Source organism: Streptomyces sp. NPDC102274, from assembly GCF_044766385.1.
Lineage (GTDB): Bacteria > Actinomycetota > Actinomycetes > Streptomycetales > Streptomycetaceae > Streptomyces.
In genome coordinates this window covers 158,698-181,165 of sequence record NZ_JBIWLW010000012.1, presented here as the reverse complement: position 1 = coordinate 181,165, position 22,468 = coordinate 158,698, and the positions used below count along the sequence as shown (strand labels likewise).

The 22,468-nt window shown below is 72.4% G+C and carries 9 protein-coding genes; 8 read left to right on the top strand and 1 reads right to left on the bottom strand.

Annotation, left to right across the window (positions count from 1 at the left end; translation table 11 throughout):
* The first annotated feature begins 8 nt into the window (after positions 1-8).
* The 7 genes from ACIRQP_RS18935 to ACIRQP_RS18905 all read left to right on the top strand — a co-directional run bounded on the left by ACIRQP_RS18935 (position 9) and on the right by ACIRQP_RS18905 (position 21,349).
* Positions 9-1,055, top strand: coding sequence for a 3-hydroxyacyl-CoA dehydrogenase family protein (locus ACIRQP_RS18935; protein WP_403891056.1), 1,047 nt, complete (start codon positions 9-11; stop codon positions 1,053-1,055).
* Positions 1,048-8,178 (top strand): amino acid adenylation domain-containing protein, encoded by a 7,131-nt coding sequence (locus tag ACIRQP_RS18930; RefSeq protein ID WP_403891053.1) that lies wholly within the window; start codon positions 1,048-1,050, stop codon positions 8,176-8,178. The genes ACIRQP_RS18935 and ACIRQP_RS18930 overlap by 8 nt, the downstream gene beginning before the upstream one ends.
* Positions 8,175-17,573, top strand: a complete 9,399-nt coding sequence (locus ACIRQP_RS18925; RefSeq protein WP_403891050.1) for an amino acid adenylation domain-containing protein — start codon at positions 8,175-8,177, stop codon at positions 17,571-17,573. Before ACIRQP_RS18930 ends, ACIRQP_RS18925 begins: the two co-directional genes overlap by 4 nt.
* Positions 17,574-17,713: 140 nt before the next feature.
* Complete coding sequence (locus ACIRQP_RS18920) at positions 17,714-17,932, top strand: MbtH family protein (RefSeq protein ID WP_403891048.1); 219 nt, start codon at positions 17,714-17,716, stop codon at positions 17,930-17,932.
* A 127-nt stretch (positions 17,933-18,059) separates the two neighbouring features.
* A complete protein-coding gene (locus ACIRQP_RS18915; RefSeq protein ID WP_403891045.1) occupies positions 18,060-18,914 on the top strand; it encodes a M23 family metallopeptidase in 855 nt (284 codons plus the stop codon).
* A gap of 207 nt (positions 18,915-19,121) precedes the next feature.
* Positions 19,122-20,387 carry a glycosyltransferase family 4 protein gene (locus tag ACIRQP_RS18910; protein WP_403891042.1) on the top strand — a complete coding sequence of 422 codons (1,266 nt, stop codon included), beginning with the start codon at positions 19,122-19,124 and terminating at the stop codon, positions 20,385-20,387.
* On the top strand, positions 20,384-21,349 hold the full coding sequence (locus ACIRQP_RS18905) for a hypothetical protein (RefSeq protein WP_403891039.1): 966 nt from the start codon (positions 20,384-20,386) through the stop codon (positions 21,347-21,349). Before ACIRQP_RS18910 ends, ACIRQP_RS18905 begins: the two co-directional genes overlap by 4 nt.
* A 139-nt stretch (positions 21,350-21,488) precedes the next feature.
* Here the strand turns inward: ACIRQP_RS18905 and ACIRQP_RS18900 are convergent, their stop codons facing one another.
* Positions 21,489-22,223 carry a BPL-N domain-containing protein gene (locus tag ACIRQP_RS18900; RefSeq protein ID WP_403891036.1) on the bottom strand — a complete coding sequence of 245 codons (735 nt, stop codon included), beginning with the start codon at positions 22,221-22,223 and terminating at the stop codon, positions 21,489-21,491.
* A 107-nt stretch (positions 22,224-22,330) separates the two neighbouring features.
* Here ACIRQP_RS18900 and ACIRQP_RS18895 point away from each other — a divergent pair, with 107 nt between their 5' ends.
* Entirely contained in the window at positions 22,331-22,459 is a 129-nt protein-coding gene (locus ACIRQP_RS18895) for a hypothetical protein (protein WP_403891033.1), read from the top strand.
* Positions 22,460-22,468: the final 9 nt, after the last annotated feature.

Genomic DNA, 22,468 nt, shown 5'->3' with positions numbered 1-22,468 from the left:
CCGCAACCGTGCGCGAACGCAAGGACAGTGAGCCGGCCATCACGACCGGCGCGCCCGTGGGCGTCGTCGGCGCCGGAACGATGGGGATCGGCGTGGCGCAGTGCTTCGCGGAGGCCGGATACCCCGTGGTGGTCGTCGATCCCGATCCGGCGGCGCTCGGCAGCGGCCCGGCCCGCCTCCGCGCCGGGGTGCGGATGGCGGGGCTGCTGCGCCGTCCCTCCTCCCCATCGGCCGGGGCAGAAGCCGGAGCCGGAACGGGAGCAGCAGCAGGAACAAGAACAGGAACAACAACAGGAACAACAAAAGGAGTCGGAGGCGGGAGGCCCGCGCCCTCCTCCCCGTTTCCCGAGGAGCGTGTCGTCTGGTCGGAGAAGCTCTCCGACCTGGCCCCCGCCCTCTTCGTGGTCGAGTGCGCGCGAGAGCAGGTGCCGATCAAGGAGGAGATCCTGCGGCAGCTGGATCAGGTGTGCGGCCCCGACACGGTCTTCGCGTCCTGCACCTCGTGCATCCCGATCACCCGGCTCGGATCCTTCACCGGCCGTCCCGACCGGGTGATCGGCACCCACTTCATGAACCCGGCTCCCCTCAAGGACGCCGTGGAGGTCATCCGCGCGCCGCGGACCAGCGAGCAGACCGTGCGGCGGACCGTGGACCTCCTCGCGGAGCTCGGCAAGCGGGCTCTCGTGGTCCGTGACGCGCCCGGCTTCGTGACGAACCGCGTGCTGATGCTGACGCTCAACGAGGCCGCCACCGTGCTGGGCGAGGGAACGGCCGACGCCGAGACCGTGGACCGCATCTTCCAGGACTGCTTCGGCCACCCGATGGGCCCTCTGCGTACGGCGGACCTGATCGGGCTGGACACCGTGCTCGACTCACTCGAAGTGCTGCGCGAGTTCACCGGCGACGAACGTTTCCGGCCATGCGCCCTGCTGGCCCGTCATGTCGCGGAAGGCAGCGTCGGCCGCAAGTCCGGCCGTGGTTTCTACGAGTACCCGAAGCAGAGGCAGCATCCGGAACACCATCTCGTCTCGCGGGGAGGAGCCAGCCATGGCTGACCACCAGAGTGTGCGCACCGCAATGTCCGCCGCGGGCCGGGAGGTCTGGCACGACTCGCCGGCCGATCCCTGGGGTCCGGGCCTGTATGTCGCGGAGGTCGTGGAGATCCACGGCGCCCTGGACGTCACGGCGTTCGAGAAGGCGCTGGCCCAGGTCGTCCAGGAGAGCGACGCGCTGCGCCTGCGGCTGCCCGCGCGCGATCCGGGTACGGAGAGGGCCCCGGCCCTGGTGTCCGCCGACAGCCTGCCCCTGCCGCTGGTGGACGTCAGCGCCGAGCCCGACCCGGTCGCCGCGGCGGAGCAGTGGATACGGGCCCAGCTCGCCCGGTCGGCCCGTCCGGCCGGGAACGCGGCGTCGGCGCAGGCGCTGATCCGTCTCTCCGCGCACCGCTTCCACTGGTTCCACCGGCATCACCGCTCGGTGCTCGACGGCTTCGGCTGCTCGCTGATCACCCGGCGGGTCGCGGAGATCTACACGGCGCGCGCCGAGGGATGGCCGCCAAGGGACTCCGCGCTGGTGTCACCGGCGGTGCTGCTCGCCGAGGAGGCCGAATACCGCGCGTCGGCCGACCACGGGCGGGATCTCGCGTTCTGGCGGGAGTATGTCGCGGGCCGGACCGAGCCGGTGACCCTCGCCGGGGAAGCGGCGTCGGGCACTGTCGGCGCTTCCGCCGAGGCTCCGGGCGAGTCCGCGCACCCCGTCGTCCTCACCACCGCCGACACCGACCGGGTGCGCGCGGCGGCCCGCTACAGCGGCACCCCGTCCCGGGCCGTGCTGTTGGCCGCCGTCGCGGCGTACACGCACCGGATGAGCGGCGGTACGGACCTTGTGCTCGGCCTGCCCGTCGACGGACGGCCGAGCAGGGTCTCCCAGCGCGCGACGGGCGCCGCCGAGGACATCGCGGCGCTGCGGCTGACGGTGCGCCCCGGTACGGGCTTCGGTCAACTCGTCCAGCGGGCGGCCCAGGAGAGCCGCCGTGTCCGGGCCCATCAGCGGCTGCGGCACGAGGAACTGTGCCGGGAGCTGGGACTGCCGGGCAGCCGCCCGCGGCTCTACGGACCCGTCGCCGACATCCGGACCCCCGGCCCGGAGATCCGGTTCGGCGCGCTGCCCGCCGTCGCTCGCGCAGTGGGCCCCGAACCGGTCCGGGATCTGCGCGTGGTGATCGACGAGCTCCCCGGGGACAGCCGTCTGCGGATCGCCTTCCAGGGCGCACCCGGCCGGTACACCGCTGCCGAACTGGCGGCGCACGGACAGCGTTTCGGGCGTCTGCTGTCCGCCGCCGTGGCCGCTCCCGGCCTGCCGGTCGGCACCTACGATCTCCTGGACGCCGGCCTGCGGGCGACCGTACGCGGCTGGACGGGGGCGGTGGAGCAGCGCCCCCAGCAGGGCACGCTCACGGAACTGCTGGAGACCGCGGCGGCCCGGCACCCGGACGCGATCGCCGTCCGGGACCGTACGACGCGGCTCACCTACGGCGAACTCCACGAGCGGGCCAACCGGCTGGCCCATCTGCTGATCAGCCGGGGGGCCGGACCCGAGCGGGTGGTGGGGCTGCTGCTGCCCCGGACGACCGAGGCGGTCGTCGCGATGCTGGCGGTGCTCAAGACCGGCGCCGCGTATCTCCCGCTCGACCCCGCCTACCCGGCGCAGCGGATCCGCTTCATGATCGAGGACGCGCGGCCCCGGTGTGTGGTGACCGACGCCGCCGGCCGGGACATCGACGGTCTTCCGGGCGAGGTGCTCGTACTGGAGGACGCGAAGACCGCCGGCGAACTGGCGCGCTGCTCCCCGAAGCCGCCCACCGACGCGGACCGCGCCGTGCCGCTGCTGCCCGCGCATCCCGCGTATGTCATCTACACGTCGGGATCCAGCGGGACGCCGAAGGGTGTCGTCGTCGCTCATCGCGGCGTCGTACCGCTGATCGCCTGGGTGGCCGCCGAGTTCGGTGCTCAGGCGCTCGCGCACACACTGGCCGCCACCTCGTTCAGCTTCGATGTGTCGGTGGCCGAGATCTTCCCCGCGCTGGCCACCGGCGGCAGTGTCGAGGTGGTCGGCAATCTGCTGTCGCTGCTCGACGGCGACCCGCCGCGCTGGTCGGGCGGGCTGCTGTGCGCGATTCCCTCCGTGTTCGCGAAGCTCATGGACTTCGGCGGCGCGGAGCTGTCCGCGAAGACGCTGGCGATGGCCGGAGAGGCGCTCCCGGCCTCCCTCGCCTCGCGCGTGGCGCGGACCATGCCGGGCAGCAGACTGCTCAATGTCTACGGACCGACCGAGGCCACCGTGTACGCCACGGCGTGGTCCTCCGACGAGTCCCCGTCCGGTGACGCGCTGTCCGGCGGTGCGCCGCCCATCGGCCGTCCGCTGACGCATGTGCGCGCGTACGTACTCGACGGGGCGCTCCAGCCGGTGGAGCCGGGACGGCGGGGTGAGCTGTATCTGGCGGGTACCGGGCTGGCCCGCGGCTATCTGGGCAGGCCCGGACTGAGCGCGGAACGCTTCGTGGCCGATCCGTTCGGCCCGCCGGGCAGCCGCATGTACCGGACCGGTGATCTCGCCCTCTGGCGCGAGGACGGACAACTGCGGTTCCTGGGGCGGGCCGACGCGCAGGTCAAGATCAGCGGATTCCGGATCGAGCCGGGCGAGCTGGAGACTGTACTCGCCACGCACCCCGGGGTGAGCGAGGCCATGGCCGCGGTACGGAAGGACGCGGCCGGTGACGCACGGCTCGTCGCCTACGCGGTGCCGGTGACGGGGGCCGGGCGTGCGGATCCCGAGGCGCTGCGGGAGTGGGCCGCCGAGCGGCTGCCCGCGTATCTGGTCCCGGGGGAGGTACGGCTCGCCGAGTCGTTGCCGCGCACCCCGAGCGGCAAGCTCGACCGCGACGCGGAGCCCACCGCCGTGCCGGAGCCGGCTGCCGCACCGGAGCCCGCCGCACCGGCGGCGGTCGCGCCGGTCGCGGCGGTCGCCGAAGCCGTCGCGCCGGTTCAGCGCGCGGAGCCGGCCGAAGCCGCCGCGCCGGCCGCGCCCGAGGTGTCGTCCGTCGAAACCCGGGTGGAGCAGGTCGCGCGGGTGTTCCGCGAAGTCCTGCGGCAGCCCGAAGTCCCCGTGGACGCCAGCTTCTTCGACCTCGGTGGCGACAGCATCATGTCGATCCAGCTGGTCAGCCGGCTGCGTCAGGCGGGGCTGGTGCTCACCCCGCAGGACATCTTCGAGTACAAGACCGTCACGGCGCTGGCCGGGGCGGCCCGTGAGACCACGCGTGCCAAGGCAGGGGGCGCGGCCTCGGGCGTCGGAGACGTACCGCTCACCCCGATCATGCGGTGGCTGCGCGAGCTGGACGGCCCGGTCGACGGTTTCCATCAGGCCGTGCTGCTCCAGGTCCCCGGCGGAGTGCGTGAGGACCGGCTGACCGCCGCCGTACAGAAACTCCTGGACCACCATGACGCCCTGCGGCTGCGGCTCGACCGGTCGTCGGCCGAGTGGCGGCTCTCGGTACGGCCGCCGGGCTCGGTGTCCGGCGTGTCGTGTGTGCGACGGGTCGATGTCGGTGGTCTCGGTGATCTGGAGCGGGTCCTCGCGGACGAGGCCGTCCGGGCCAAGGGACAACTGGACGTCCAGGCGGGCGTGATGGTCCGTATCGTCTGGTTCGACGCGGGGGACGACGTACCGGGCCGGCTGATGTTCATGGCGCACCACCTGGCCTGTGACGGGGTGTCGTGGCGGATTCTGGTGCCCGATCTGGTCGGGGCGTACCAGGATCTCGAAGCGGGCCGCGTTCCCGGACTGCGTCCGGTGGAGACGTCGTTGCGGCACTGGAGCCGTGCGCTGTCCGCGCAGGCGCGCGAGGAACGCCGTACGTCCGAACTGCCGTTGTGGACGGGCATATTGTCCACACCGGGGCCCCGGCTGGCGAAGCGGCCGCTGGACCCGGCCGTGGACACCACGGGGCGCGCGCGGTCCCGCGCCGTGACATACGGTGCCGACCGGGCCCGGCATCTGTTCAGCACGATTCCGGCGGCTTTCCACTGTGAGATCAACGATGTGCTGCTGACCGCCCTGGCGCTGGCGGTGCAGCGCTGTGTCGGCAATGAGCGGGATGTGGTCATCGATGTGGAGGGACATGGCCGTGAGCCGGTCGTCCCCGATGCCGATCTGTCGCGTACGGCCGGCTGGTTCACCAGCATGTACCCGATACGGCTGGCGCCCGGCGGCGCCGATGCCCCGGGCCGGCGCGACTCCCGCCAGGAACTGGGCCGGGCGCTGCGGCGGGTGAAGGAGCAGCTGAGGGCGATCCCGGACAAGGGCATCGGCTTCGGTCTGCTGCGCTTCCTGAACCCGGAGACCTCGGGCGCGCTGGCCGCCGCCGAGCCACGGGAGATCGGGTTCAACTACTTCGGACGGTTCCTGCTGCCCGCGGCGTCGGGGGAACAGGACTGGGGACCGGCGCCGGAGACGGGCATGACCGCGGGGGCCGACGCGGACATGCCGCTGGCCCATCCGCTGGAGATCACCGCGCTGACCCAGGACACGGCGCGGGGACCGGAACTCGGCGTCAGTTTCACCTGGCCGGAGGGCATTCTCGACGAGCGGCTGGTCGGGGAGCTGGCGGACACCTGGTTCGAGATCCTGGACGCGCTGGCGGCGCACGCGGCGGAGCCCGGAGCGGGTGGCCGTACGCCGTCCGACTTCCCGCTGGCGAACCTCAGCCAGGACGAGGTCGAGCGACTGGAGCGCGACTATCCCGGCCTGGAGGAGATTCTTCCGCTGTCACCGCTCCAGCAGGGGCTCCTGTACCACGTCCTGGTCAGCGGATTGGGCACGGACGCGGACGCGGACGCAGACACGGACACGGACACGGATCCGGATACTTATGCGGCGGACGAGGGCGCGCGGGAGCGTGTGGACGAGGCGGACGCACCGGCCGGTGAGCACAACGTCTACACCGTGCAGGTGTGGCTGGAGCTCGTCGGTGATCTGGACCCCGACCGGCTGCGTGCCGCGGGCCGGGCGCTGCTGCGGCGTCACACCAACCTGAGCGCCGCCTTCGTCCACGAGGGCCTGGCCGAGCCGGTCCAGGTGTTCGGCGCCGCGGCCGAACTGCCCTGGCGGGAGGAGGATCTGAGCTCCTTCGCGGAGGCCGGGCGCGAGACGGAGATCGACCGGCTGCTGGTGCTGGAGCGCAACCGCCGCTTTGCCCCGACCGCCCCGCCGATGATGCGGCTGATGCTGATCCGGTTGGGTGACGACTGCCACCGGGTCGTACTGACGACCCATCACATCCTGATGGACGGCTGGTCGTTGCCCATCGTGCTGCGGGAGTTGTTCGCCCTCTACCGTGAGGCCGGCGGCGAGGGCTCCGGCACGGCCGGGGATCTTCCGGCCGGGAACCCCGCGGCCGCCGATCTTCCGGCCACCACCCCCTTCCGCGAGTATCTGTCGTGGCTCGGCCGGGTCGACGGTACGGAGGCGGAGGGCGCGTGGCGGGACGCGCTGTCGGGACTGACAGCGTCGACCCGGATCGCGCTGGAGGAGGGTGCGGCGGAGCCGATGGCGCCGCGCAATGTCACCGTGCAGCTGAGCGCGGAGACGACCGTGGCTCTCGTCGACATGGCCCGCCGCCACGGCGTGACGACCAACACGGTGCTCCAGGCGGGCTGGGGCATCCTGATGGGCCAGGAGACCGGCAACACCGATGTGGTGTTCGGCTCCGTGGTCTCGGGGCGGCCGGCGGAACTCGCCGGTGTGGAAACGATGGTGGGGCTCTTCATCAACACCGTTCCGACGCGGGTCCGGCTGGACCCGGTGGAGTCGCTGGGCGCGCTGCTGGTCAGGCTTCAGCGGGAGCAGGCCCGGCTGCTGCCGTACCACCACATCAGTCTCGGTGAGATCCGCCGGATCACGGACGTGGGGAACCCGTTCGACACGGTGATGGCGTTCGAGAACTACCCCCTCGACACGGAGGAGCTGGCGGAACCCGCCCCCGGTCTGAAGCTGGCGCGGGCCTATGGTGACGACGCCCCGCACTTCCCGCTGAACCTGGTGGTGTCCGCGCGGAGCGAGCGGCTGCTGCTGCGGTTCGACTACCGTCCGCATCTGCTGGAGCGCGACCGGGTGGAATCGCTGGCGGACCGGTTCGTCCGGCTGCTGACGACGGCGGCGACCGAGCCCACCCGGGGCGTCGGCGGCTTCATGGCACCCGGTGCCACGGCCGCCGGTACGGCCGGCGAGACCGCCGCGGGGGATGCCGGGAGGGCGGCCGAGGCGCTGCTCGCGGGCACCCAGCGGGACCCGGAGAGCGGAATCGGCGTCCTGCTGCCGCTGCGTGAGTCCGGCGACAGGCCGCCGCTGTTCTGTGTCCACCCCGCGGCCGGAATAGCCTGGTCGTATGCCGGTCTCACCGGGCCGCTTGGCACGGACCAGCCGGTGTACGGCCTGCAGGCGCGGGGGCTCGACGGGGAAGAGGTGCTGCCCGCGTCCCTTCAGGAGATGGCGGCGGACTATGTGGATCACGTCCGCTCCGTGCAGCCCACCGGCCCGTACCAGCTGCTGGGCTGGTCGTTCGGCGGGCTGGTGGCCCACGAGATGGCGGTACAGCTCCAGTTGAGCGGGGAGGAGGTCGCTCTGCTGGCGGTGCTGGACGCCTATCCCGCGGACCGGGAGAAGGACAGCGCGGGCCTGCCGACCGCGCGGGTGACCGGCGGGGATGTGCTGGCGATGGTGCTGGAGTTCTTCGGCTACGACCCCTCCGGCTGGGCGGGCGAGTCGCTGACCTATCCGCGGTTCGTGGAGATCGCACGCGAACAGACGGGGCTGCTGGCCTCGTTCGACGAGCAGCGGGTCGCGGCGGTCGCCCGGATCTTCGCCAACAACTCGTCGCTCTCGTACGCCCACAAGCCGGGCCGGTTCACCGGCGCCCCACTGGTCTTCACCGCCCGGGAGACGTCCCCGGATGTCGCCCGTGACCTGTGGCGGCCGCTGGTGGACGCCGGCGGGGTGGAGATACTGCCCGTCGACTGCACCCACGGTGAGCTGGGGCGGCCCGGCCCGCTGGGCGATGTCGCCCAGGTGCTCTCCCAGCGGCTGAAGGCCCGTCCGGCCACACCGGGGAATGTCGTATGAGGCAGGGTACGGAGCCGGGGAACACGGCGGACCGCCCCGGCTCCGTCCCTCTTTCCACCGCGCAGTACGGGGTCTGGCTGGGGCAGCAGTTCGCCCCGCCGGCCCGGTACCACGTGGCGGCCGGTTTCGAGGTGTCCGGAGATCTGGACCCCGGGCTGTTCGAGACGGCTTTCCGGCTCACGGTGGCGGAGGCGGAGCCGCTGCGCGCGCAATTTCCCGCCGGGGAGGGGGAGGAGCCCTGGCAGCGGGTCGGGCCACTTCCGTCGTGGCGCGTGCCGCGAGTGGATCTGCGGCACGAGCGGTTCCCGATGGCCGCCGCGGTGGAGTGGATGCGGGCCGATGCGGCGCGCCCGTTCGACCTCGCGGCCGGTCCGCTGTTCCGTACCGCGTTCATCCGGCTCTCGGACGAGCGGGTCTGCTGGTATCTGCTCTGTCATCACCTGGTCATGGACGGTCTGGGGGGCGCGCTCTTCGCCCGGCGTCTCGGCGAGACCTACGCGGCGCTGGAGCGCGGGGAGGACCCGGAGCCCGGCCCGCGGGTCCCGCTGGAGGCGCTGCTGCGGGCGGAGTCCGACTACCGGGCCGCGCCGGAGTTCGGCGCCGACCGTGCCTACTGGACCGGCAGGATGGCGGACCTGCGGCCCGTGCCGGTCCGGCCCGGGACTGTTCGCTCCGGGGCGGGCGGGCTCGGGGCGGCGGACGCGGTGAGCGGGGTGAGCGGGGTGGCGTCGCGGGGTGTCGCCCGGCTTCCGGGGACGGGCCTCGCCGAGCTGCGGCTGCTGGCCCGCCGGCTCGGTGTGCGGTGGCCGGTGGTGGCCACGGCCGCGGCGGCCCTGCTGGCACACGCGCGCGCCGGAGCGGGCGGCGGCGAGGAGGTGGTGCTGGGGCTGCCGGTCGCCGGTCGTACGAGTGCCGTGGCTCGCGCCGTGGGCGGTATGACGTCGAATGTGCTGCCGTTGCGGGTGCCGGTCCGAGTGGACCGGCCGGCCGCCGAGCTGGTGCGAGCGGTGGACGCGGAAATGACGTCCGCGCTCGCGCATCAGCAGTACCGCGCCGAGGATCTGCACCGCGATCTGGGACTGACCGGCACCGGGCAGGCGCTCTACGGGCTCGCCGTGAACGTGATGCCCTTCAGCTTCGGACGGCGGTTCGCGGGCCGGCCGATGACGATGCACCATCTCGCCGTCGGCCCGGTGGAAGACCTGTCCGTCACCGTCCACCCGGAGACGTCGCGCTCCGGTCTGCGCGTCGATCTCTACGCCGATCCGGCCCGGTACGGGGCGCGCGAGGCCGCCGCCGAGGCCCGGCGTTTCGTACGGCTGCTGACCGGGCTGATCGCCGAACCCGACCGTCGGGCCGATGAGTTCGGCCTGCTGTCGGCCGGGGAGCGGCGGCGGACGGTGCCCCGCGCCACCACACCGTCGCCCCGGCCCTCCGCCACCCTGCCGCGGCTGGTCGAGCGCTGGGCGGCGCGGACCCCCGGCGCCCCGGCTGTCACCTGCGGGCGGGACGAGCTGTCGTACGGAGATCTCAACGCCCGTGCCAACCGGCTGGCCGGGGAGCTGATCCGGCGCGGCGCCGGTCCCGGGAACACTGTCGCCGTACTGCTGCCCCGCTCCGTTGAACTGGTCACGGCGATTGTCGCGGTGAGCAAGACGGGCGCGGCGTATCTGCCCATCGATCCGGCCTGGCCAGCCGACCGCGTCGGCATGATCATGGCGGACGCGCGGCCGGTGTGTGTGCTCACTCCCGACGATCCGGCCGGGCCGCTGGACGAGTTCTCGTCCGCCGACCCGGTGGACGCGGACCGTACGGGGCCGCTGACGCCCGGCCATGCCGCGTATGTCATCTACACCTCGGGCTCCACCGGCCGGCCGAAGGGCGTGGTGGTCGAGCACCACAGTGTGGTGTCGCTGCTGGAGGGCGCCGCGGCCGGGTTCGGGTTCCATGCCGGTGATGTGTGGACGATGTTCCACTCCTGTGCCTTCGACTTCTCCGTATGGGAGATGTGGGGCGCGCTGGCGCACGGCGGGCGGCTGGTCGTCGTCCCCCACGAGGTGAGCCGGTCGCCCCGAGAGTTCCTGGGCCTGCTGGCCCGGGAGCGGGTGACGGTGCTGAACCAGACGCCGTCCGCCTTCTACGCGCTGGCGGCGGCCGACGACGAGGAGCCGGACCGGGGACGGGACCTGGCGCTGCGTTGGGTGATCCTCGGCGGCGAGGCGCTGCGGCCCGCGCGGCTGCGGTCGTGGTTCCGGCGGCGCGGCGACGCTTCGCCGGTCGTGGTCAATATGTACGGCATCACCGAGGTCACGGTCCATGCCACCCGGCTCGACCTGATCGCCCGTCATGGCGAGGAACCTGGCAGCCCGGTCGGCACGGCGCTTCCCGGAACACGCCTGTACGTGCTGGACGGCCGGCTGCGTCCGCTGCCGCCCGGCACGGCGGGGGAGCTGTATGTGGCGGGCCCCGGTGTGGCCGGGGGCTATCTCGACAGGCCCGGCCTCACCGCCTCGCGGTTCGTCGCCGATCCCTTCGGCCCGCCGGGATCGCGGCTGTACCGCTCGGGTGACCTCGTACGGTGGCGGCCGGACGGCGGTCTGGAGTACCTCGGCCGGGCCGACGACCAGGTCAAGGTCCGCGGCTTCCGTATCGAGCCCGCCGAGATCGAGTCCGCGCTGCTGGCCGTGCCCGGGGTGGCTCAGGCGGTGGTGGCCGCCGTACCGGACGACGGCGAGCACGGCGGTGGCGGCGGTGACGCGCGGCTGGTGGGGTACGTGGTTCCCGCGCGCGGTGCGACGGCGGCGCTGGGCGATCCCGGCCCCTTCACCGCGCGTCTGCGGGAACACCTGCGCGAGCGGCTGCCCGGCCACCTGGTCCCGGCGTTGTTCGTGCCGCTGGAGTCGTTGCCGCTCACCGCCAACGGCAAGCTGGACCGGGCGGCGCTGCCCGCTCCCGTTCCGGCGGCGCCCGTACGCGCCGCGGGCTCACCCGGCACCCCTCAGGAGCGGTGGCTCGCCGCCCTGTACGCGGAACTCCTCGGTACGGGACACGTCGGGCCGGAGGACGGTTTCTTCGATCTCGGTGGTGACAGTCTCCGTGCGACGCGGCTGGTCAGCGCGGTGCGCGAGAGGTTCCGGGTGGAGCTGGACGTACGGGATGTGTTCGCGCGTCCGACCGTGGCGGATCTCGCCGCGCACCTGTGGCGGCACGCTCCGGACGCCGGCCCGGCCCCGAACACGGGCGGGACCCAGGACGCGGATGCCGCTTCCGACGCGGTGACGGACGGCCGCACCGAGCACATCCCGCTCTCCTTCGCACAACGGCGGTTGTGGTTCCTGCACTCGCTCACGGGGCCGGACAGCTCCTACAACGTGCCGATGGTGCTGCGGCTGACCGGCGAGGCCGACGAGGACGCGCTGCGGGCGGCACTCACCGACCTGACGACGCGTCATGAGACGCTGCGTACCGTTGTCCAGGAGGCGGCGGGCAGGCCCGTCCAGCGGGTCCTGTCACCGGAGGACGCCCGTCCCCGGCTGATCGTGACGCGGACCGGGCCCGCGGAGGCGGCGGAGGAGGCGCTCGCCGCGAGTGCCCGGTACGCCTTCCGGCTGGATACCGAATGCCCGTTGCGCGCCGAGCTGTTCATCACCGGCTCCGGTGAACAGGTGCTCCTGCTCCTGCTGCACCACATCGCCTGCGACCATGCCTCCCTCGCTCCGCTGCTGGCCGATCTCCGTACGGCCTACGCGGCCCGCCTGCGGGGTCTGGTGCCCGACTGGTCGCCCCTGCCGGTGCGATACACGGATTTCACCCTGTGGCAGCGCGGGACGCTCGGTACGGACGGTCGCCCCACACCGCGGGCGGGGCGCGGACTCGCGCACTGGACCCGGGTGCTCGACGGACTGCCGGAACGGATCCAGCTGCCCACCGACCGGACGCCGGGAGCGGCGGACGAAGAAGCGGTGGACGACGGAGACACCGTGACATTCCGCGTCCCCGCGGCGGTGCACACCGGGCTCGCGCGGCTGGCGGCGGCGGAGCGCGCCAGTGTGTTCATGGTGGTGCACGCCGGACTGGCGGCACTGCTGACCCGGCTCGGCGCGGGTACGGACATCCCGGTGGGAACGGCGGTCTCGGACCGCGCCGACGCGCGCTGGGACGAGATCGTCGGATTCTTCGTGAACACGCTGGTGCTGCGCACCGATACCTCCGACCCCTCCGGAACCGTGACGTTCCGTCAGCTGCTCGGGCGGGTCCGGGAGTCCGATCTGTCGGCTTTCGCTCATCGGGACATTCCCTTCGACCTGGTGGTGGAGGCGCTCGCACCGCGCCGTTCCGCGAGCGGGCAGGCGCTGTTCCAGGTGATGCTGGTCGTCACCGCGGCCCCTCCGCGACGGCTCGAACTCCCCGGGCTGTCGGCCGAGATCGGCACGGTCGGTACCGGCGCCGCCAAGTTCGATCTCTCCGTGAGTCTGCACGAACACCGCGGCCCGGACGGCACCTGCCTGGGAATGGACGGCGTACTGGACTTCCGGACGGGACTGTTCGACCGGGCCACCGCACAGGCGATCGGTGACCGATTCGCGCGTCTGCTGGCGTGCGTGGCCGCCGATCCCGACCGGCCCGTCCACCTCGTCGGTATTTTGGAGAACGGGGAGCGCGACCGGCTGCTCACCACGTGGGGCGCCTCCCCGGCCCCTGTGCCGCTCACGCATGACACCGTGCCACGGAGATTCGCCGAGCAGGCGCGCCGCACGCCCGACGCCCCGGCGGTCCGGACAGCCGGGCAGGTGCTGACCTACGCGGAGCTGGACGCGCGGTCCGACCGGCTGGCCGGCCGGCTGGCCGCCCACGGTGTCGGCGCCGAGACCAGGGTCGCGATCCTGATGGAGCGCGGCGCGGACTTCGCGGTGGCGGCGCTGGCGGTCCTCAAGTGCGGTGGCGCGTACGTGCCGTTGGACTCGCGCTCGCCGCGTGCCCGGCGCGAGCGGGTGGTGGCCGAGTCGGGCGCGCGGGTGATGGTCATCGGCGAGGGCACGCCCCCTGACACCGTGCTCCCCGGCGACGCGCCCCTCGGCGACGCGCCCGGTGGCGGTCCGCGCCTCATCGACGTACGCGACACGGGCCCGGCGGCGGCGTCCGGTACGGGATGCACGCTTCCGGTGGGCAGCCCGGCGGGTCTGGCCCAGGTCATCTACACCTCCGGTTCGACCGGTGTGCCCAAGGGAGTGGCCGTCACCCATGGCGATGTGCTCGCTCTCGCCCTGGACAGGTGCTGGGAGGAGAGCCGGCCGCAGCGGATTCTGATGCACTCCCCGCTGTCCTTCGACGCCGTGACGTTGGAGCTGTGGGTTCCGCTGCTGAACGGCGGGGAAGTGGTGGTGGCCCCGCCCGGCGAACTGGACCTGGCGACGCTGGAGCGCCTGATCACCGGTACGGGTGTCACCACCCTGTGGCTCACGGCCGGTCTCTTCCAGCTCGTCGCCGAGGAGAACCCGGGCTGTCTGCGTGACCTGGACGCGGTATGGACCGGGGGAGACGTGGTGGCGCCGCGCGCCGTGAGCGCGGTGCGCAGGCACTGCCCGGCCACCCGCGTGGTGAACGGTTACGGGCCGGCGGAGGCGACGACGTTCACGACCCGGTACCCGGTCACCGGCCCCCTCCCCGCCGGTCCCGGGGACCGGACCTTCCGGTCGGGTGTGCCGATCGGGCGTCCGCTGGACGGCGTCGGCGTCTACGTATTCGACGGCTTCCTGCGGCCCGTACCGGCCGGGGTGACGGGTGAGCTGTATGTGGCGGGCGCGGGTGTCGTGCGGGGCTATCTGAACCGCCCCGGGCTGACCGCCGAGCGGTTCGTGGCCGACCCGTTCGGGCCGCCGGGGGCGCGGATGTACCGTACCGGCGATCTGGTCCGGTGGCTGCCCGACGGCGTGCTGGCGTTCGTGGGCCGTGTGGATGGTCAGGTGAAGCTGCGGGGGTTCCGGATCGAGACCGACGAGGTCGCTTCGGTACTGGCCGGGCACGGCGGGGTGGGCCAGGCGGTGGCGGTGGTACGGGAGGACCGGCCCGGGGAGCGACGGCTGGTGGCGTATGTGGTCCCGGAGGAGGGCCGGGGGGTCGACGAGGCCGCGGTGCGCGATCACGCGGCCGGTGTGCTGCCCGAGTACATGGTGCCGCGGGCCGTCGTCGTCCTGGACCGGCTGCCGCTGACCCGTCATCACAAACTCGACCGGGCCGCGCTGCCCGCACCGCCCCGGGCCGTTGTGGATTCGGCGGCGCCGCGGACCGAGCGTGAGCGAGTGCTGTGCGGCATTGTCGCGGAGCTGCTCGGCGAGGAGTCGGTGGGTGTCGGTGACGGGTTCTTCCGTCTCGGGGGCGACAGCATTATGGCCATTCAGCTGGTCAGCCGGGCCCGCGACGCGGGTCTGCGGATCAGTGTGCGCGATGTCTTCCGCTACCCCAGTATGTCCCAACTGGCCGAGAAAGCAGAGGAGTTCGAGACCGACGCCGTCGCGGCGCCGCCCGGGGAGGGCAATGGCAGCGGTGTGCTACCGCTGACGCCGATCATGCGCTGGTGGCGGGAGCGACCAGGCGGCGATCCGGCCTCCTTCAGCCAGTGCGTCACGCTGCGGACCCCGCCCGGACTGACCCACGAGCAGCTGGCCGACTCCGTACAGGCCCTGCTGGACCACCATGCGGCGCTGCGCCTGCGCCTGAACCCGGGAGGCCCGGACGGCTCGGACACCCCGGGCGGAGCGGACCTGCCCCATGGACCGGGCGGTCCGGGTGAGCCGGCGGGGTGGACGCTGGAGGCCCTGCCGCCCGGAGCGGTGCGGGCGGGCGACCGGGTACGCCGGGTCGATGCCGCCGATGACTGGGCTCGGCTGCCCGTACTGCTCGCCAACGCGGCCCGCGCGGCCCGGAGCCGCCTGGATCCCACCGTGGGAGGGGTGGTGGCGGCGTTGTTCCTCGACGCCGGTCCCGTCCGGCCGGGCCGGCTGGTCCTCGTCATACATCACCTGGCCGTCGACGGGGTGTCCTGGCGCGTTCTGCTGCCGGACCTGGCCGCCGCTCATCGGGCCGTAGCCGCCGGCCGGACTCCCGTACCGCCCGCCGCCGGGACTCCGTTCCGCGACTGGGCCGGTTACCTCGCCCGGCAGGGCGAGAGCGGTGCGCGGCAGGGTGAACTGGCGCTGTGGAAGGAGGCGCTGTCCGGGGGCGACGCGCTGACGGACGCACCGGTGCGGGAAGCGGGGGGCGCGGTGCGGCGGTTGGCGGTGACGCTGCCGCCGGAGCGCACCCGCCCCCTGCTGACGGAGGTGGGGGCTGCCTTCCGCTGCGGTGTGGAGCCCGTACTGCTGACCGGGCTGGCCCTCGCGATGGAGGAGTGGCGGCGGCGCCCCGGCCGGGCGCCCGGCGGGGACTCCCGTGGTGTGGTCGTCGAGCTGGAGTCGCATGGCCGTGCCGAGGTGGCGGGGGTGGATCTGTCGCGCACGGTGGGGTGGTTCACCAGCATGTTCCCGGTCCGGCTGGAGAACACCGGATGTGTCTGGGCGGATGTGCGGACGGCGGGCTCGGCGCTCGGCCGGGCCCTCAAGCGGGTCAAGGAGCGATTGCGGGCCGTGCCCGATCTGGGCATCGGTTACGGGGTGCTGCGGCATCTCGACCCGGTGGCGGCGCCGGAGCTGTCCGCTCTTGACGCGCCCCGGGCCGGGTTCAACTACCTGGGCCGGATCGCCGCGGAGGGCCGCGACGACTGGGACATCACCGCGGAGTTCACCACCCTGCCCGCGACGGACGGGACGCTCCCGCCGCCCGGCACGCACCTCCTTGACCTCAACGCGGTGACCGTCGACGGTCCGGCCGGTCCCCGGCTGAGCGCCGAGTGGTCATGGGTGGACGCGGCGTTCACGGAGGCGGAGATCCGGGAGCTGGCGGAGCTGTGGTTCACCGCGCTCGACGCCCTTGTCGTGCACGCCAGAACCCCGGGGGCGGGCGGACACAGCCCCTCCGATCTGCCGCTGGTTCCGCTCCAGCAGACGGAGATCGAGCAGCTGGAATCGGCCTACCCCGGGCTCGCGGACGTCCTTCCGCTGACCCCGCTTCAGCAGGGGCTGCTTTTCCACTCGCTGTACGCCCCGGACAGCCCGGACGTCTATCAGGCGCAGCTCGTCCTGCATCTGCGGGGAGACGTGGACGCGGACGCGCTGCGTGCCGCGGGGGCGGCGCTGCTGGAGCGGCACCCCAATCTGCGGGCGGCGTTCGTCCACCACGATCTGCCCCGTCCGGTCCAGGTGGTGCCGGGTGCGCTCGTGCCGGAGTGGCGTGAACTCGACCTCGGTCCGGTGTCGGACGGGCGCCGGGAGCGTGTCTTCGACCGGCTCACCCACGCCGATCTGCGCAGGCGCTTCGAGCTGGACCGCCCGCCGCTGCTGCGCTTCACCCTGTTCTCCTGGGGTCCTGGTGAACACCGGCTGGTGCTGACCCACCACCATCTGGTGCTGGACGGCTGGTCCGTGTCGCTGCTGATCGGTGAGTTGTTCGCGCTGTACGCACACGGGGGCGCCCCCGGCGCGCTGCCCGCGGTGACACCGTACGGTGAGCATCTGTCCATGCTGGCGGCCCAGGACCGTGACGCGGCCCGGGACGCCTGGCGGACCGCTCTCGCCGGCGCGCAGGCGCCGTCCCTCCTCGCCGGGACCGACGCCGGGACCGAGACCGTTGTCAGTGGCGGCGCGGTGCCCGTACGGTCCGAGGAGTTCACGCTGCCGGACGCGCTGACCGCGTCGCTGCGCGGCCTGGGCGCGCACGGTCTGACGCTCAATACGGTGGTCCAGGGGGCCTGGGCGCTGCTGCTGGCCCGGCAGGGCGGGGCGCGGGACGTGGTGTTCGGCACCACGGTCTCGGGTCGCCGCCCGGAGATCCCCGGTGTGGAGTCGATGATCGGGCTCTTCATCAACACTGTTCCCGTGCGGCTGACGATCGATCCGGCCGAGTCGGTAAGGGACTTGCTGGTGCGCTTCCAGGACGAGCAGGCCGGGCTGCTGGCGCACCAACATCTGGGGCTGGGGGACATCCAGCGGCTGGTGGGACGGCGTGAACTGTTCGACACGCATGTGGTCTTCGAGAACTATCCGCTGGACCGCGTAAGCCTGGCCCGTGCCGCGCCGGGGCTGCGGCTGGTACACAGTGAGGGGCGGGACGCCACGCACTATCCGCTGACGCTGGCGGCCTTCGCCGGCGACGGCCCGCTGACGCTGCGGCTGAGCCACCGCCCGGACGCGGTGGACGGCCCCCGGGCCGAGCGGATCGCGGCGGAGCTCCGACACCTGCTGGAGGCGGTCGCCGCCGCGCCCCACGATCCGGTGGCCCGCCTGCTCGGCGCCGAGCCCTGAGCCCCGAGCCCTGAGCCCCGAGCCCTGAGCCCCGAGCCCCGAGCCCTGGCTCCCGGCCCCTGAACCACGGATCCCCGGATCCCTGAACTCCCTCCCCTTTCCCGGCCATTGTCCCGCCCCGCTGAGAGGAACGATCTGTTGTGAACACGAACCCCTTCGACGACACGGACGGTGTCTTCCATGTCCTGGTCAACGACGAGGGCCAGCATTCCCTGTGGCCTTCCTTCAGCCCGGCCCCGGCGGGCTGGACGGCCGCGCTGAACGATGTGGACCGTCAGACCGCCATCGACTTCGTCAATGAGCACTGGACCGATATGCGTCCGCGCACACTGCGGGAGACGTCCGACACCCCGGCCTGACAACCGTTGGCCATAACGGGACATCGGATGGTTTGCTGACGGTGGAGCTGATGTCGGCTCGTGACTGACGGATCGTCCGTCTGCCGGAGGCGCCCCCGCTTCCGGGAACGCGCGAGGGGTGTGCCTGATGGTGACAGTGTGGAAGCGCCACGGCCTGCTGTTCGGTGCCGGAACACTGTGCATCGCGATGAACGTCCAAGGCATCGGACCGCTGTGGTACACGGGCGTCGCGTTGCTCGCCGTCGGGCTGCTCCTGCGCTGGGCCCTGGTACGGACCCAACGCCCGCCCCGGGACCGGAGACCCGAGCTGGTCCTGCTGCCCGCCACCGGCCGGTGGACAGCGCTCAACGGGCCTGCCACGAAGGTCCCGAGCCATACGCACAGCCATGCTCAGACCTACGCCATCGACCTGAAGTACGACCCGCCGCAGGGCGACGCGGACACACCGCACACGCCGCCCCCCAACTGGTGGTGGCCCTTCGGCCGGCGTCCGCGTTCCTACCCGTCCTTCGGCAGGCCCCTGCTCGCCCCGGCCGACGCGGTGGTCGTCGCGGCCGCGAGCCGTCAGCGCGACCACCTGAGCCGGACATCACTGCCCGGCCTGGCCCTCCTCTACGTGGAGGCCTTTGTGCGGATCACGGGGTGGCCGTGCCATCTGCTGGGGAATTACCTCGTGCTGGATATCGGCGACAGTCGGTACGCGGTCTACGCGCATCTGCGGCGCGGCTCCCTCCGGGTAGGCGTGGGCGACCGCGTCACGGCGGGACAGGAGCTCGCGGAGTGCGGGAACTCCGGCAACTCGTCCGAGCCGCATCTGCACTTCCAGCTGATGGACGGCCCGGACGTGATGACTGCCCGGGGTGTGCCGTTCGAATGGCACTATTGCGATGACGAGGGGAACGAACGCCACGGTGTGCCGGAGGACTTCACGCACTTCTCCTCGGACTTCTCCACGGACGGGCCGGTCGCGCTGAGGGACTGACGGGAACGCCCGCCGCGGGCCTGGGCCGTCCTTCCGCTCTGTCTGGGATCCCGGTGACCACCACGCGCCCCGTGCCTGTGGGCACTTGGGGACGGGCGGATGACGGGCGGGCGATGTGCGCCGGTCACCGGACACGGAATCGACGCGGTTGCCTCAAGATCGCATAACGCGTGGAACGCCACGGTGAACAACGCGGTCCATAGCTGCATGAAGATTTCTTTTCTCATTCATAACGCCTACGGGATAGGGGGGACCATCACCACGACGTACAACCTGGCCGGTGCGCTGGCCGAGCGGCATGAGGTGGAAATCGTCTCCGTGTTCCGGCACCGGGAGAGCCCGAACCTGACACCGGACCCACGAATACGGCTGCGCCCGCTCGTGGACCTGCGGCAGGAGAGCGAACATCCACTGCATCTGAGCCCGGCGAAGGTGTTCCCCTCATACGAATACCGCTACGGGCAGTACAGCGAACTCACCGACCAGCGGCTCGGGGAGTTCCTGGGGGCGACGGACGCCGATGTCGTGGTGGGCACGCGTCCGGGCCTGAACGTGCACATCGCCCTCCAGACTCCGGCCCGGACCGTTCGGGTGGGGCAGGAACATCTCACCCTGGACAACCACCCGCCGAGACTGCGCCGCGTACTGCGCCGGGTCTATCCGCGCCTGGACGCCCTGACCACCGTCACCCACGCCGACGCCGCCGCGTACCGCAAGAAGATGTGGCTGCCGGGCGTCCGCGTGGAAGCGCTGCCCAACAGTGTCCCCGACCCGTCGCTCCCGCCCTCGGACGGCACCGCCCCCGTTGTGGTGGCCGCGGGCCGGCTGGTTCGGGTGAAGCGGTACGACCTGCTCATCGAGGCGTTCGCGGCAGTGGTGGCCGAGCGTCCCGACTGGCAGTTGCGCGTCTACGGCAAGGGCGAGGAACACGACCGGCTGAGACGGCTCATCGAGGAACTCGGCCTGTACGACAACGTTTTCCTGATGGGCGCCGCGACCCCGATGGAGGCCGAGTGGGCCAAGGGCTCGATCGCCGCCGCGACATCGAACTTCGAGCCCTTCGGCATGACGATCGTCGAGGCGATGCGCTGCGGTCTCCCCGTCGTCAGCACCGACTGTCCGCACGGTCCGGCCGAGATCATCGCGGACGGCGCGGACGGCAGGCTGGTACCCGTCGGCGACCGCGAAGCCCTCTCGGCCGCCCTGCTCGACCTCGTACGCGACGACGAGACACGCCGCCGGATGGGGCGCACGGCGCTGAAGAACTCCGAGCGGTACGCCCCCGGGCCGGTCGTGGCACAGGCCGAAGAACTGTTCGACGCGCTGAGGTCGGCGAGGGCGGCCGGCCGCCCTCCGGCCGCGCGCACCACCGGCATCGACCGCGCTCTGGTGACCGGCGGCTACGCGGCCCGCGACGCCGCCTACTCGGCGGCCAGCACCATCCTCAAGACCGTAAGAAAGGCGAAGCGATGAGCCCGGCCCGCGACGAAAGCCTCCGCGACGGAATCCCGCGTGGGGAGAACACGCGGGGCGAGAGTGCCAAGGACGGGAGAGCCGAGGACGGGAGCGTAGGCGGCGGGATCCCGCGTGAGGAAGGGCCGGCCGCCGAGAGACCGCGCCCCCGCGCCGACTGCACGGTGGACGCGGAGAACCGCATCGTCATACGGCTCACCTCCCCGGACACGCCGAACACCCCGGCCTCCGCGCCCCGACTGTTGCTGCGTCTGCGCCCGCCGAAGGGACAACCCGAAGAGGTCAGGCGCGTGTTCGACCTGGAACCGGTACCCGGCCGGGACCGCTGGCGGGCGACCATCGACGCGGCGCCCGCCTTCGAGGAGGGCCGGTGGGACGCCTACGTCCTGCCCTCGCCCGGCGAACCGCGGCGGCGGCTCCTCCCCGGCATCCGTGACCTGCGGGCCCTGGTGACGGGCCGCGCTCCCGACAGCACTCACTCACCCCTGGCGGTCCGGATCCCGTACGCCACCCTGGACGGCTACTTCGCCGTACGCGCCTGGCTGCGCCCCACACACGCGGAAGCGGACCGTATCCGTGTCGCCGACGGCGCGACAACCGTACGGGGCCGGCTTTTCGGCGCCGAACTGGGCACCGGAGCGGTGGCACTGCTGCGCCGCCGGGGAAAGGGCGGCACCGTACGGGAGGTGGACCTGGCCGCGGAGAGCGATCACGCCTTCTCCTTCACCGTCGGCTACCGCGACCTGCTGAGCACACCGGGCAGCGGCGCGGGCCCGGCGGTGTGGGACGTGTTCGTACGCCCGTGCGCCGCCGCGCCCCCGGTGCGGATGGCCCGGCTCCTGGACGACCTCGCGGACCGCAAGAAGGTCTTCGTGTACCCGGACACGGCACTCGACGGCCTGAAGGCGCGCCCGTACTACACGGTCGACAACGACCTGTCGGTGGAGATCACGACAGGCTGACGGGCGCGGGTCCCGGGCTGGAGCGGCCCCGACGCCAGTAACCGAAGAACGCGACGTCCGAGCCGGGGATCCTCCGGTCGTCCACGAGACGACGCCGCACGCCGACCCCGAGGCGGAACTCTCCGGCGGCCCGGCTCGGTCAGCCGTCCAGTGCGCTGCCGGCGAAATCCACGGCCAGATCACGCGTGTCCTGGAAGGGAAGCGGGGGGTCCTCGAACCAGTCCCCGGTGGCCTCCGGGTGAGGCCCCACGACGGCGACCCTGCCCGCCCCGTAGGAGGTGACGAGCGCGGCGGCCAGGCCGTTCGTGTACCTGGCGAGCACTGTCGTACCCGGATCCCGACGGAGCGAGAAGTACGGTCCGTCCTGGAAGAAGACCGTGCGCGGCCGGCCCCGCCACTCGATCTCGACCAGGGCGTTGTCCTCGGTGGTGACCGTGGCGCCCGGTGAGACGATGTACTGGTCGACCTCGCCGGACAGCAGACCGAATCCCTCGTCCCGTCCGGCGAGATAGCCGCCGAGACAGAAGCCCAGGTAGCGGCCACCGTCTTCGACGAAGTCACGGATCGCCCCGGAGTGCTGCCTCAATTCCTGATAAGCGGGGCTCAGGGAGCCGCCGCCGGGCTGCGCGTACATCCGGGCCCGCGCCAGAGTGCCGGAAGACAGAGGCAGTTCTCCCCGTGGCCCCGAGGTACGGACGTCCAGACCCCAGGGACCGCGCGAGAGCAGACCGACCACCGTATCGGCACAGTCCATGTCCTCCTGAGTGCGCCCCCGATAGACCAGGGCCAGCGCGCCGGCCTCAGTGGACCGGGGTCCGGATGGCGTGGACGCACGGCGCATGTCCAGAGCGTCACGCAGGGATTTCCACGTCATCCTCGACACCTCCGTCCGACAGTCGACAGCATCCACCGGAGTCACGCCACGAGGAATTCGCCACGGCACTGATCGCTCAGATCGACCACCGGGACCAGACGCTGCTGGTGATCAACCGAGGACACCCCGGGCCCAACCCGGCCGCCGTACTCGACGAACTCACCCACGCCATCCACCACTGGACCGGTGGCCCCCGCGACGACGACATGGCCACACTCGCCGTCAGAATCCCCTGACTTGAGCTC